The organism is Pseudomonas sp. M2 (assembly GCF_015751845.1).
GTDB lineage: Bacteria > Pseudomonadota > Gammaproteobacteria > Pseudomonadales > Pseudomonadaceae > Aquipseudomonas > Aquipseudomonas putida_E.
On sequence record NZ_JADOUD010000001.1, the window covers coordinates 4,260,722 to 4,273,559 of the forward strand.

A 12,838-nucleotide genomic window follows, 5' to 3' on the forward strand; every position below is an offset into this window, starting at 1 on the left:
TTTAAGGAAACACTGATAATGGCTATCGAGATCAAAGCCCCAACCTTCCCGGAATCGGTTGCCGATGGCACCGTTGCCACCTGGCACAAGAAGCCGGGCGAAGCCGTCAAGCGTGACGAGCTGATCGTCGACATCGAGACCGACAAGGTCGTCCTGGAAGTACTGGCTACCGCCGATGGCGTGATGGGCGACATCGTCAAGGGCGAGGGCGATACCGTCCTGTCCGACGAAGTGCTGGGTTCGATCGTGGAAGGTGGTGCTGCTGCCGCCGCGCCTGCTGCCGCTCCGGCCGCCGCTGCTCCGGCAGCCGTTGCCGCCGATGCCGGCGAAGACGACCCGGTTGCCGCTCCGGCCGCGCGCAAGCTGGCTGAAGAGAACGGCATCGACCTGGCTACCGTTGCCGGTACCGGCAAAGGTGGCCGCGTCACCAAGGAAGACGTGGTTGCTGCAGTTGCCAACAAGAAGTCCGCGCCTGCCGCTGCTCCGGCTGCCAAGCCTGCCGCTGCCGCCCCGGTTGTGGCCGCTGCTGGCGATCGCACCGAGAAGCGTGTGCCGATGACCCGCCTGCGTGCCAAGATCGCCGAGCGTCTGGTTGAAGCCCAGTCCAACATGGCGATGCTGACCACCTTCAACGAAGTCGACATGACCGAAGTCATGGCCCTGCGTTCGAAGTACAAGGACCTGTTCGAGAAGACCCATAACGGCGTGCGCCTGGGCTTCATGTCGTTCTTCGTCAAGGCCGCTACCGAAGCGCTGAAGCGTTTCCCTGCTGTCAACGCCTCGATCGACGGCAACGACATCGTCTACCACGGTTTTGCCGACGTCGGCGTTGCCGTCTCCAGCGACCGTGGCCTGGTGGTGCCAGTACTGCGCAACGCCGAATCGATGAGCCTGGCTGAAATCGAGAACGGCATCGCCACCTTCGGCAAGAAGGCCCGTGACGGCAAGCTGTCGATCGAAGAAATGACCGGCGGCACTTTCACCATCACCAACGGTGGTACCTTCGGCTCGATGATGTCGACCCCGATCGTCAACCCGCCGCAGGCCGCCATCCTCGGCATGCACAACATCATCCAGCGTCCGATGGCCATCAATGGCCAAGTGGTAATCCGCCCGATGATGTACCTGGCGCTGTCGTACGATCACCGCCTGATCGACGGCAAGGAAGCGGTAACCTTCCTGGTCACCATCAAGAACCTGCTGGAAGATCCGTCCCGCCTGCTGCTGGACATCTAATCGCGCAGCTGTAAGCTGCAAGCCGCAAGCTTCAAGCCGAAGCCTGCTGGACTTGCGGCTTGCAGCTTGCCGCTTGAAGCTAAAAAGGAATCTTTTATGACCCAGAAATTCGACGTAGTGGTGATTGGTGCAGGTCCTGGCGGTTATGTGGCTGCCATCAAGGCTGCCCAACTTGGTCTGAAGACTGCCTGTATCGAGAAGTACACCGACGCCGAGGGCAAGCTGGCCCTGGGTGGCACCTGCCTGAACGTAGGTTGCATTCCGTCCAAGGCGCTGCTGGACAGCTCCTGGAAGTACAAGGAAGCCAAAGAGAGCTTCAACGTCCACGGCATCTCCACTGGCGAAGTGAAGATGGACGTGGCCGCGATGGTTGGTCGCAAGGCTGGCATCGTCAAGAACCTGACCGGTGGCGTTGCCACCCTGTTCAAGGCCAATGGCGTCACTTCGATCCAGGGCCACGGCAAACTGCTGGCTGGCAAGAAAGTCGAAGTCACCAAGGCTGATGGCACCACCGAAATCATCGAAGCCGAGAACGTGATCCTGGCCTCCGGCTCGCGTCCGATCGACATTCCGCCGGCTCCGGTCGACCAGAACGTCATCGTCGACTCCACCGGCGCCCTGGAATTCCAATCGGTTCCCAAGCGTCTGGGCGTGATCGGTGCTGGCGTGATCGGCCTGGAGCTGGGCTCGGTGTGGGCTCGCCTGGGTGCTGAAGTCACCGTCCTGGAAGCCCTGGACACCTTCCTGATGGCTGCTGACACCGCAGTGTCGAAAGAAGCCCAGAAGACCCTGACCAAGCAAGGCCTGGACATCAAGCTGGGCGCTCGCGTCACCGGCTCGAAAGTCAACGGCAACGAAGTCGAAGTGACCTACACCAACGCCGAAGGCGAGCAGAAGATCACCTTCGACAAGCTGATCGTCGCGGTCGGCCGTCGCCCGGTGACCACCGACCTGTTGGCCTCCGACAGCGGCGTGAACATCGACGAGCGTGGCTACATCTTCGTTGACGACCACTGCGCTACCAGCGTACCGGGCGTCTATGCCATCGGCGACGTTGTCCGCGGCATGATGCTGGCGCACAAGGCCTCGGAAGAGGGCATCATGGTCGTCGAGCGCATCAAGGGCCACAAGGCCCAGATGAACTACGACCTGATCCCTTCGGTTATCTACACCCACCCGGAAATCGCGTGGGTCGGCAAGACCGAACAAGCCTTGAAGGCCGAGGGTGTTGAGGTTAACGTAGGCACCTTCCCGTTCGCGGCCAGCGGCCGTGCGATGGCGGCCAACGACACCGGTGGTTTCGTCAAGGTCATCGCTGATGCCAAGACCGACCGCGTACTGGGTGTACACGTGATTGGCCCGTCGGCTGCCGAGCTGGTTCAGCAGGGCGCAATCGCAATGGAATTCGGCACCAGTGCCGAGGATCTGGGCATGATGGTCTTCAGCCATCCAACCCTGTCCGAAGCGTTGCATGAAGCAGCGCTGGCAGTGAATGGCGGCGCCATTCACGTGGCCAACCGTAAGAAGCGTTAATTATAAGAAACCACGGCGGGCTGCCCGTCGTGAGTCTTGCGTGCATGACTCACCGCGGAACGTCCGCCGGACCGGATCACACGGGAAAACCCGGGGTCAACGGTCACAGGTGGTGCGGCGCCAGTAATGGCGCAGCGCCGAAGCGCAGTACCTAACGAAGACGGTAAAAAGCATGAATCTTCACGAGTATCAGGGTAAGCAGCTGTTCGCTGAGTACGGCCTGCCAGTTTCCAAGGGTTTCGCTGTCGATACCCCTGAGCAAGCTGCAGAAGCCTGCGACAAGATCGGCGGTTCCGAGTGGGTTGTCAAAGCCCAGGTCCACGCTGGTGGTCGCGGTAAAGCGGGCGGCGTCAAGCTGGTTCGCAGCAAGGAAGACGCCAAGGCGTTCGCTGCACAGTGGTTGGGCAAGAATCTGGTTACCTACCAGACTGATGCCAACGGTCAACCCGTCTCCAAGATTCTGGTCGAATCCTGCACTGACATCGCCAAAGAGCTGTACCTGGGCGCTGTAGTGGATCGTTCGAGCCGCCGTATCGTGTTCATGGCGTCCACCGAAGGTGGCGTGGACATCGAGAAAGTCGCTCACGAAACGCCTGAGAAGATCCTCAAGGCTACCATCGACCCGCTGGTCGGCGCTCAGCCGTTCCAGGGTCGTGAACTGGCATTCCAGCTGGGCCTGGAAGGCAAGCAGGTTCAACAGTTCGCCAAGATCTTCGTTGGCCTGGCCAAGCTGTTCAAGGATCACGATCTGGCCCTGCTGGAAGTGAACCCGCTGGTGATCAAGGCCGACGGCGACCTGCACTGCCTCGATGCCAAGATCAACATCGACGCCAACGCCATGTACCGTCAGCCCAAGCTGAAGACCTTCCACGACCCGTCGCAGGACGACGCTCGTGAAGCCCACGCTGCCAAGTTCGAACTGAACTACGTTGCCCTGGAAGGCAACATCGGCTGCATGGTCAACGGTGCCGGCCTGGCCATGGGTACCATGGACATCGTCAACCTGCACGGCGGCAAGCCAGCCAACTTCCTCGACGTAGGCGGCGGTGCTACCAAAGAGCGCGTTACCGAAGCGTTCAAGATCATTCTGTCCGACAGCAATGTCGCGGCCGTACTGGTCAACATCTTCGGCGGCATCGTTCGCTGCGACATGATTGCCGAAGGCATCATCGGTGCAGTGAAAGAAGTCGGCGTCAAGGTTCCGGTCGTCGTTCGCCTTGAAGGCAACAACGCCGAACTGGGCGCAAAAGTACTGGCAGAAAGCGGTTTGAACATCATTGCGGCAACCAGCCTGACCGACGCTGCTCAACAAGTTGTCAAAGCTGCGGAGGGCAAGTAATGAGCGTCCTGATCAATAAAGACACCAAAGTCATCTGCCAGGGCTTCACCGGCTCGCAGGGTACTTTCCACTCCGAACAGGCCATTGCCTACGGCACCAAGATGGTCGGCGGCGTTACCCCGGGCAAGGGTGGCACCACCCACCTGGGCCTGCCGGTGTTCAACACCGTCAAGGAAGCCGTGGAAGCTACCGGCGCTGACGCTTCGGTGATCTACGTTCCGGCTCCGTTCTGCAAAGACTCGATCCTGGAAGCAGCCTTCGGCGGCATCAAGCTGATCGTCTGCATCACCGAAGGCATTCCTACCCTGGACATGCTGGATGCCAAGGTCAAGTGCGACGAGCTGGGCGTTACCCTGATTGGCCCTAACTGCCCAGGTGTCATCACTCCGGGCGAGTGCAAGATCGGCATCATGCCAGGCCACATCCACCTGCCAGGCAAGGTCGGTATCGTTTCGCGTTCCGGCACCCTGACCTACGAAGCGGTCAAGCAGACCACCGACGCCGGCTTTGGCCAGTCGACCTGCGTGGGCATCGGCGGCGACCCGATCCCAGGCTCGAACTTCATCGACATCCTGAAGCTGTTCCAGGAAGACCCGAAGACCGAAGCGATCGTCATGATCGGTGAGATCGGCGGTTCGGCTGAAGAAGAAGCCGCGGCCTACATCAAGGCCCACGTGACCAAGCCTGTCGTTTCCTACATCGCTGGTGTTACTGCACCTGCGGGCAAGCGCATGGGCCACGCTGGCGCCATCATTTCCGGCGGCAAGGGCACTGCGGACGAGAAGTTCGCGGCCCTGCAGGACGCTGGTGTGAAGACCGTGCGTTCCCTGGCTGACATCGGCAAGGCCCTGGCCGAGCTGACTGGCTGGGAAGCCAAGAAGTAAGTAACACAAAGTAATATGTAGTACCCCCACGCGCACAAAGGCCACCTTCGGGTGGCCTTTGTCGTTGTGCGGCTGTGAAGGCTGCGCCCCCACCTTCGGAAAGTTCGATCACCCTGATCAGGATTTTCAACCAGACATCCGCTCGAATCAGCAATAAATTGTCGTCGAACACGGTCAACCAGACGACAAACATGTACGCACATCGGACAAGCAGCACTGTGCCAGTGCGTTTGGCGGGTAAAACGGTTAATCTACGCGTTCACTTTGTGCCCGTACCCCAAAAGGGAACGACACGCTAAACGGGTCTGGCCTATCAAGCCGGGCAGCATTTCCCTCACTCAAGGGGAAATCCCTTCTCGAATCCCGATTTCAGCAGTGTGGTACTACCCTAAATGAAAGTTTTAAAAGGCCAGGATATCCTGGCGCTTGGCTTTATGACGTTTGCGCTTTTTGTGGGCGCTGGCAATATCATCTTCCCGCCCATCGTCGGTCTGCAGTCCGGGCCGCATGTGTGGATGGCCGCTCTGGGCTTCCTGGTAACGGCTGTGGGCCTGCCGGTCATCACCGTGGTCGCACTGGCCAAGGTCGGTGGTGGCATGGATGCGCTCAGCAGCCCGATCGGCAAGTTCTTCGGCGGCCTGTTGGCGGCGGTATGCTACCTGTCGGTCGGCCCGCTGTTCGCAACCCCGCGCACCGCGACCGTGTCGTTCGAAGTGGGTGTGGCACCGCTCACCGGTGAAAGCCCGTTGGCGTTGTTCCTCTACAGCCTGGTGTACTTCATCGTGGTACTGGCGGTGTCCATGTACCCGGGCAAGTTGCTCGATACCGTGGGCCGTTTCCTCGCGCCGCTGAAGATTATCGCCCTGGCGGTACTTGGCATCGCGGCGTTCGCGCTGCCGGCCGGCACCATTGGTGAAGCACAGCCTGCCTATGCAGCTGCGGCCTTCTCCAAAGGCTTTTCCGATGGCTACCTGACCATGGACACCCTGGGTGCGCTGGTCTTCGGTATCGTGATCGTCAATGCCATCCGTTCGCGGGGTGTCGAGTCGCCGAAGCTGATCACCCGCTATGCCATCATTGCCGGCCTGATTGCCGGTGTAGGCCTGGCGCTGGTCTACATCAGCCTGTTCCGCCTGGGAGCCAGCAGCCATGATATCGCGGCTGGAGCCACCAACGGTGCAGCGGTATTGCACGCCTACGTACAGCACACCTTCGGTTCGCTTGGCAGCGGTTTCCTGGCGGTACTGATCGCGCTGGCCTGCCTGGTGACTGCCGTAGGCCTGACTTGCGCATGCGCCGAGTACTTCAGCCAGATCCTGCCGCTGTCGTACCGTGCGCTGGTGGTGATCCTGGCGGGCTTCTCGCTGCTGATTTCCAACCTGGGCCTGACCAAGCTGATCATGTTCTCGATCCCGGTGCTGACCGCCATCTACCCACCGTGCATCGTGGTGGTAGGGCTGAGCTTCGTCAAAGACCTGTGGAATTCGCCAACACGTATCCTGGCGCCGGTCATGCTGGTGTCGCTGTTGTTCGGCATGGTTGACGCGATCAAGGGCAGCAGCATTGCCCACGTGCTGCCGGACTTCATGGCCCACCTGCCGCTGAGCGATCAGGGCCTGGCCTGGCTGGTGCCGTCGGTGGTGACACTGATGGCGGCTGTGGCGTGCGACCGCATGCTTGGCAAGCCGCGCGAGGCGCTGGCCTGATAGGTTGACGCCTGCCGTTGGCACCGGCCACAAGCCGTAGGGTGCCCGCGAAGGCCGATACACCAAACCCCGCATCCTCAAGGGTGCGGGGTTTTTTATTGCGCCGATGTGCCTTTGCGTGCTTGCAAGCGTCGAAATGCGGTCCCTATCCTTGTCTGCCCTGGCCTTCGGGAAAACTGCATGAATTTCATCCAAAGCAACCTTCACAACGTGTTGGCCCTCTGCTGGTTCGCCCTATGCTGGGGCGGCTATACCCGCTATGCCATCTGGAAGGGCCGCGACACTGCCTGCCTGGCTAGTGTGCTGCATCTGTACCGGGAAGACTGGATGCGCCGCATGCTGCTGCGCGACAACCGCATCGCCGATGCCAGTGTAATTGGCAATCTGGAGCGCAACGCGTCGTTCTTTGCCTCCAGTACCCTGATCATTCTGGCCGGCATCCTGACTGTTCTGGGGGCCTCTGACCGCGCCCTGTCGCTGCTGGCCGACCTGCCTCTGGTGCAGCAGGCCTCGCAAGGCATGTCGGAAATCAAGCTGCTTTGCCTGGCGATGGTTTTCGTCTATGCGTTCTTTACGTTCAGCTGGTGCATGCGCCAGTACAACTTCGCAGCAGTGCTGGTGGGGTCTGCGCCCATGATAGGCGAGCGGCTGGTCAGTGAGCTTGAGCGCAAGGCTTTCGCTTCACGGGCGGCGAGGGTGTTGTCGCTGGCGGCCAATCAGTTCAACTTTGGCTTGCGGTCTTATTACTTCGGCATGGCCATGCTCACCTGGTTCATCAGCCCGTGGTTGTTCATGGTCGTGAGTGTAGGAGTGGTATTGATCCTGTATCGCCGGGAGTTCCACTCCGATGTGCTGGAAGTGATGGTGTTCACGCCAACGGAAAGTGCGCCTACCGAGACCAGCAAGGAAGGCCTCGGTACAAACACATGAAACGTTTAACCTATAACTGGCAGGCACAAAAAAACCCGACAATGTCGGGTTTTTTTGTGCGTCGCGATTACTGCTTGGCAGGCTCAGCCGGTGCAGTAGCCGGAGTTGCCGGAGCGGCTTCTTCAGCAGCCTTCTGCTCGGCTTCAGCCTGATCTTTGGCAGCTTCGGCGTTTTCCTCGGCGGCGTCGTTCATTTTATCCTGAGCTTCGCCCATTTTTTCCTGGGCTTGCTCGGCATGTTCCTGTGCGTCTTGGGCTTTGTCTTCGCTCGCTTTATCGCAAGCAGCCAGGCCCATGGCAGCAGCCAGCATCAGAGCAAAAGCAAATGGTTTACGCATTGGGTGTTTCTCCTTGGTGGAATAAGTGACTTGTTCCTTCGAGTTCAGCCATGCGGCAATAGTTCCGTATCAGTTACAGATATATAACACCGCATCGCGGATAGACTTTTTATCACACTTATGCAGATGTCGCAGGCGCCAGTGGCTGTGAAGAGGAGTGTACCGATGACCGATTCAAGCTTGATGGCCATGGCCGAGCGTTTCTTGTCGGCACTGAAACATTGTCAAGTGTTGCAAATGCGCGTGGAGCATGCGGACGCCGATGGCATGACGCTGCTCTTGCCCTGGTCGCCAGCCATCGTTGGCAACCCGCAGACCGGCGCAGTGCATGGTGGTGCCCTGACCACGCTGATGGACACCACCTGCGGGATGGCCACCCTTTGCGTGCTGCCGAGCTTTGAAGTATGTCCAACGCTGGACCTTCGTATCGACTACATGCATCCGGCAGAGGCGGGAAAGCCCATCTATGGTCATGCCCAGTGCTATCGGGTCACCCGAGACGTGATTTTCACCCGTGGCATGGCCTATCAGGACGACCCCGCCCAGCCGATCTGCCAGGTTGTCGGTACCTTCATGCGCCTGGGGCAGGAGGTCAAGGGCGGCATCCGGTTCGGCAAGGGGCTGAAGGAGGGCGGGGCATGATTCCACAAGACGTACGTCGACAGCTCAACGCGGCGCATGCCGTGGGCGATTACCAGCCATTGCTGGCGTTGATACCCTACGCCAGCCTGATCGGCATCACCTGTGAGCGCCAGGGCGATGACCTGCTGTTCCGCTTGCCGGCCAGCCCGGACAACATCGGCAACCCGTTGCTGCCGGCCATTCATGGCGGTGTGATTGCTGGGTTCATGGAGCTTTCTGCCGCCTTGTATCTGCTGATCTACAGCGAGAGCGCCAGCATCCCCAAGATCATCGATTTTTCCATCGACTACCTGCGCGCCGGGCTCTTTCGCGACACTTACGCGCAGTGCCAGCTCTGGCGCCAAGGCCGGCGGGTGACCAATGTGGCGATCACCGCCTGGCAGGGCGATCGACAATCGCCGATCGCCACTGCCCGTGCGCATTTCAAGATTGAGCCCCAAAAGCCCTTGAAATCGTCGGGGCTGCCCCCATCTGCATGACATCCGCCATTAATGCATGCCGATTCGGCTGCCGGCGCCCACTGCCATCAGATCGGAGTTTTGAAGACCATGAGTGTGGAAACACAAAAGGAAACCCTGGGCTTCCAGACCGAGGTAAAGCAGCTGCTGCACCTCATGATTCACTCGCTGTACTCGAACAAGGAAATCTTCCTGCGTGAGCTGATTTCCAACGCTTCCGACGCCGCCGACAAGCTGCGTTTCGAAGCCCTGGCCAAGCCAGAGCTGTTCGAAAACGACGCCGACCTGAAAATCCGCCTGAGTTTCGACAAGGACGCCGGTACCGTGACCCTCGAGGACAACGGCATCGGCATGAGCCGCGAAGATGTGATCACTCACCTGGGTACCATCGCCAAGTCCGGCACGGCCGACTTCATGAAGAACCTCACCGGTGACCAGAAGAAGGATTCGCACCTGATCGGCCAGTTCGGTGTGGGCTTCTACTCTGCCTTCATCGTGGCCGACAAGGTCGACGTGTTCAGCCGTCGCGCCGGCCAGCCGGCTGCCGAGGGCGTGCACTGGTCGTCCAAGGGCGAGGGCGACTTCGAAGTTTCCACCGTCGAAAAACCACAGCGCGGTACCCGTATTGTCCTGCACCTGAAGAAGGACGAGCAGGAATTCGCCGATGGCTGGCGCCTGCGTAACGTGGTCAAGAAGTACTCCGATCACATTGCCCTGCCGATCCAGCTGCCCAAAGAGCAGGCGGCGGCCGAAGGTGAAGAGCAGCCGGCCGAAGAATGGGAAACCGTCAACCGCGCCAGTGCCCTGTGGACCCGCCCGCGTACCGAAATCAAGGACGAGGAATACCAGGAGTTCTACAAGCACATCGGCCATGACTTCGAAAACCCGCTGGCCTGGAGCCACAACAAGGTCGAAGGCAAGCTCGAATACAACTCGCTGCTGTACGTGCCGGCCCGCGCGCCGTTCGATCTGTACCAGCGTGAAGCGCCGCGCGGCTTGAAGCTGTATGTGCAGCGCGTGTTCATCATGGACCAGGCCGAGTCGTTCCTGCCGCTGTACCTGCGCTTCATCAAGGGTGTGGTCGACTCCAATGACCTGTCCCTGAACGTCTCCCGCGAGATCCTGCAAAAGGATCCGATCATCGATTCGATGAAAACTGCGCTGACCAAGCGTGTGCTGGACATGCTGGAGAAGCTGGCGAAGAACGAGCCTGAGCAGTACAAGGGCTTCTGGAAGAACTTTGGTCAGGTGCTGAAGGAAGGCCCGGCCGAAGACTTCGCCAACAAGGAGAAGATCGCCGGCTTGCTGCGCTTTGCCTCCACCCATGACGAGAGCGGCGAGCAGAGCGTCTCCCTGGCCGATTACCTGGCGCGCGCCAAGGAAGGCCAGGACAAGGTCTACTACCTCACCGGCGAGTCGTACGCGCAGGTCAAGAACAGCCCGCACCTGGAAGTCTTCCGCAAGAAAGGCATCGAAGTGCTGCTGCTGACCGATCGCATCGACGAGTGGCTGATGAGCTACCTCAACGAGTTCGACGGCAAGGCCTTCGTCGATGTCGCGCGTGGCGACCTGGACCTGGGCAAGCTGGACTCCGAAGAGGACAAGAAGGCCCAGGAAGAAGTCGCCAAGGAAAAAGAAGGCCTGGTCGAGCGCTTGAAATCTGCGCTGGGTGAGAGCGTCGCCGAAGTGCGTGTGTCGCACCGCCTGACCGATTCGCCGGCAATCCTGGCCATCGGTGAGCAGGACCTGGGCCTGCAGATGCGCCAGATCCTCGAAGCCAGCGGGCAGAAGGTGCCGGACTCCAAGCCGATCTTCGAATTCAACCCGACTCATCCGCTGATTGAAAAGCTGGACAACGAGCAGAGTGAAGACCGCTTTGCCGAACTGTCGCACATCCTCTTCGATCAGGCGGCCCTGGCGGCCGGTGACAGCTTGAAGGATCCGGCGGCGTACGTTCGTCGTCTGAACAAGCTGTTGGTCGAGCTGTCTGCTTGAGTTGATGCATCGATAAGCCCGCTTCGGCGGGCTTTTTTAATGGTGAATGCCCAAGGAGTGCTTGATGAGCAAGGTAATCGTCGAATCGCTGGTTTATCACCTGTCCGGCAAGGCCTATGAAAGCCGTCTGGTGTATGAGCCAGGTGCGTTGGGGCGACCGGGCCTGGTGATGGCGCCGAACTGGATGGGCATTGGCGAAGGTGCCGAGCGCATCGCCAAGGAAGTGGCCGAAAAAGGCTATGTGGTGCTGATTGCCGACCTGTACGGGCAATCGGTGCGTCCGTCCAATGCTGACGAAGCCGGGACGGCGATGATGCCGTTGAAGAATGACCGTGGCGAATTGCGCAAGCGCATGAAGGAGGCGTTGGCGCAGCTGCTGGCACAGTCGAAGGCGTTACTGGAGCCTGGCAAGGTGGCAACCTTCGGCTTCTGCTTTGGCGGCTGCTGCGCCCTGGAGCTGGCCCGTACCGGTGCAGACCTGAAGGCTGCGGTGTCGTTCCATGGCACGCTGGATACCCCGAACCCTGAAGATGCCAAGCACATCAAGGGCTCGGTGCTGGTGCTGCACGGCGCATCCGACCCGCTGGTGCCGAGGGAGCAGCTGCCGGCCTTCGAGGAAGAGATGAATGCGGCCAAGGTGGATTGGCAGCTGCTGAGCTATGGCGGCGCGGTGCACTCGTTCACCGACCCGAATGCCAATGTGCCGGGCAAGATGCAGTATGACCGCAGGACCTCGGAGCGGGCGTTCCGCTCGATGCACAATTTGCTCACTGAAGTGTTCCAGCGCTGACGGTGCAGTGGGGCCGCAAAGCGGCCCCACTTTAACGCGGTAGCTCGATCCGCGAAGTCTCCCCCGGCACCACCGGCCAATCGCCGGCAGCCCATTTCGCCCGGGCGTGTTCGATCAGTTGCGGATCACTGGCCACGAAATTCCAGTTCATCCGCCGTGGCCCATCCAGTGGCTCGCCGCCGATCAATACCAGCTGGCATTCACCCTCGGCATACAAGGCAATCTCTTCGCCCTCAGGCAGCACCACCAAGCTGCACGCCTCGACTTCCTCATCATTCATCATCAGCTCGCCGTCGAGCAGATACAGCGCCCGTTGCGCATGCTCATCAGGTACCACCAGCGTGGTCGCCGATTGCATCTGCACATGCGCGTAAAGGGTAGGGGAGAGGACTGGCACCGGCGATTCCAGGCAGAAACCGCTACCTGCAATCATGCAGATGCGTACCCCCAGGTTATCGCTCACTGGCAGGCTGGCCGCGGCGTGATGGCTATAGCTCGGTGCGCCTTGCTCGAGCGCGCGGGGCGACGCCAGCCACACCTGCAGCCCATGCAGGCGCGAACCGTGTGCCAACGCCTCGGCCGGGGTGCGTTCGACATGCGCCACGCCGCTGCCGGCCGTCATCCAGCTCACATCGCCAGGCAACACGCGCTGATTCGAGCCCAGGCTGTCCTTGTGCAGGATCGCCCCTTCGAACAGGTAGGTCAGCGTCGACAGGCCGATATGCGGGTGCTGGCGAATATCCATGCCGTGGCCCGGCGCATAGTCGGTCTCGAGCATGTGGTCGAAGAACACGAACGGGCCGACGCTGCGGCACTGCGCCGACGGTAGTGGGCGCAGGATCGGTTGGCCCTCGACCGACTCGGCGCGCGGGCGGATCACCAATGGGCTGCTCATGCTGTGCTCCAGGCGGCGGGAAATAGCACCAGCATAGCGGTTTGCCGTGCATGGCTGAACCGCTGGCTTGGCCGCCAGGTCTACTCTGTTCAT

General features: G+C 60.4%; 12 protein-coding genes. 10 read left to right on the forward strand and 2 right to left on the reverse strand.

The annotated features are described in order from the left end of the window. The first annotated feature begins 18 nt into the window (after positions 1-18). The 6 genes from odhB to IWW33_RS19735 all read left to right on the forward strand — a co-directional run bounded on the left by odhB (position 19) and on the right by IWW33_RS19735 (position 7,628). Entirely contained in the window at positions 19-1,236 is a 1,218-nt protein-coding gene (gene odhB, locus IWW33_RS19710) for a 2-oxoglutarate dehydrogenase complex dihydrolipoyllysine-residue succinyltransferase (RefSeq protein WP_039602468.1), read from the forward strand. Between the two features lie 96 nt (positions 1,237-1,332). Next, positions 1,333-2,769: a dihydrolipoyl dehydrogenase gene (gene lpdA / locus IWW33_RS19715; RefSeq protein ID WP_039602469.1), complete on the forward strand. Its 1,437-nt coding sequence runs from the start codon at positions 1,333-1,335 to the stop codon at positions 2,767-2,769. A gap of 172 nt (positions 2,770-2,941) precedes the next feature. Further along, a complete protein-coding gene (gene sucC, locus IWW33_RS19720) occupies positions 2,942-4,108 on the forward strand; it encodes an ADP-forming succinate--CoA ligase subunit beta (RefSeq protein WP_011534748.1) in 1,167 nt (388 codons plus the stop codon). Next, positions 4,108-4,992, forward strand: coding sequence for a succinate--CoA ligase subunit alpha (gene sucD, locus IWW33_RS19725; RefSeq protein WP_003254203.1), 885 nt, complete (start codon positions 4,108-4,110; stop codon positions 4,990-4,992). Before sucC ends, sucD begins: the two co-directional genes overlap by 1 nt. Before the next feature lie 392 nt (positions 4,993-5,384). Then, positions 5,385-6,698: a branched-chain amino acid transport system II carrier protein gene (gene brnQ, locus IWW33_RS19730; protein ID WP_046785248.1), complete on the forward strand. Its 1,314-nt coding sequence runs from the start codon at positions 5,385-5,387 to the stop codon at positions 6,696-6,698. A 180-nt stretch (positions 6,699-6,878) separates the two neighbouring features. Beyond that, complete coding sequence (locus IWW33_RS19735; RefSeq protein ID WP_115274281.1) at positions 6,879-7,628, forward strand: DUF599 family protein; 750 nt, start codon at positions 6,879-6,881, stop codon at positions 7,626-7,628. Between the two features lie 67 nt (positions 7,629-7,695). On the opposite strand, the gene IWW33_RS19740 is transcribed toward IWW33_RS19735, so the two are convergent. Then, a complete protein-coding gene (locus IWW33_RS19740) occupies positions 7,696-7,965 on the reverse strand; it encodes a hypothetical protein (protein ID WP_012315342.1) in 270 nt (89 codons plus the stop codon). A gap of 165 nt (positions 7,966-8,130) precedes the next feature. Between IWW33_RS19740 and IWW33_RS19745 the strand changes: the two genes are divergently transcribed. From IWW33_RS19745 to IWW33_RS19760, 4 genes are all read left to right on the forward strand, one after another. Further along, entirely contained in the window at positions 8,131-8,607 is a 477-nt protein-coding gene (locus tag IWW33_RS19745; protein ID WP_174142476.1) for a PaaI family thioesterase, read from the forward strand. Then, entirely contained in the window at positions 8,604-9,086 is a 483-nt protein-coding gene (locus IWW33_RS19750) for a PaaI family thioesterase (protein ID WP_115274283.1), read from the forward strand. The genes IWW33_RS19745 and IWW33_RS19750 overlap by 4 nt, the downstream gene beginning before the upstream one ends. A 69-nt stretch (positions 9,087-9,155) precedes the next feature. Beyond that, positions 9,156-11,060 carry a molecular chaperone HtpG gene (gene htpG / locus IWW33_RS19755; protein WP_046785421.1) on the forward strand — a complete coding sequence of 635 codons (1,905 nt, stop codon included), beginning with the start codon at positions 9,156-9,158 and terminating at the stop codon, positions 11,058-11,060. 64 nt (positions 11,061-11,124) lie between these two features. Beyond that, positions 11,125-11,850 (forward strand): dienelactone hydrolase family protein, encoded by a 726-nt coding sequence (locus IWW33_RS19760; protein ID WP_119687482.1) that lies wholly within the window; start codon positions 11,125-11,127, stop codon positions 11,848-11,850. Positions 11,851-11,881: 31 nt separating this feature from the next. Here the strand turns inward: IWW33_RS19760 and IWW33_RS19765 are convergent, their stop codons facing one another. Further along, a complete protein-coding gene (locus IWW33_RS19765) occupies positions 11,882-12,745 on the reverse strand; it encodes a pirin family protein (protein ID WP_115274285.1) in 864 nt (287 codons plus the stop codon). Positions 12,746-12,838: the final 93 nt, after the last annotated feature.

Coding starts and splice junctions, on each gene's coding strand:
- IWW33_RS19735 (WP_115274281.1), top strand. CDS start 6,879: ATGAATTTCATCCAAAGCAACCTTCACAACGTGTTGGCCCTCTGCTGG.
- IWW33_RS19750 (WP_115274283.1), top strand. CDS start 8,604: ATGATTCCACAAGACGTACGTCGACAGCTCAACGCGGCGCATGCCGTG.
- lpdA (WP_039602469.1), top strand. CDS start 1,333: ATGACCCAGAAATTCGACGTAGTGGTGATTGGTGCAGGTCCTGGCGGT.
- odhB (WP_039602468.1), top strand. CDS start 19: ATGGCTATCGAGATCAAAGCCCCAACCTTCCCGGAATCGGTTGCCGAT.
- sucD (WP_003254203.1), top strand. CDS start 4,108: ATGAGCGTCCTGATCAATAAAGACACCAAAGTCATCTGCCAGGGCTTC.
- IWW33_RS19760 (WP_119687482.1), top strand. CDS start 11,125: ATGAGCAAGGTAATCGTCGAATCGCTGGTTTATCACCTGTCCGGCAAG.
- sucC (WP_011534748.1), top strand. CDS start 2,942: ATGAATCTTCACGAGTATCAGGGTAAGCAGCTGTTCGCTGAGTACGGC.
- IWW33_RS19765 (WP_115274285.1), bottom strand. CDS start 12,745: ATGAGCAGCCCATTGGTGATCCGCCCGCGCGCCGAGTCGGTCGAGGGC.
- htpG (WP_046785421.1), top strand. CDS start 9,156: ATGAGTGTGGAAACACAAAAGGAAACCCTGGGCTTCCAGACCGAGGTA.
- brnQ (WP_046785248.1), top strand. CDS start 5,385: ATGAAAGTTTTAAAAGGCCAGGATATCCTGGCGCTTGGCTTTATGACG.
- IWW33_RS19745 (WP_174142476.1), top strand. CDS start 8,131: ATGACCGATTCAAGCTTGATGGCCATGGCCGAGCGTTTCTTGTCGGCA.
- IWW33_RS19740 (WP_012315342.1), bottom strand. CDS start 7,965: ATGCGTAAACCATTTGCTTTTGCTCTGATGCTGGCTGCTGCCATGGGC.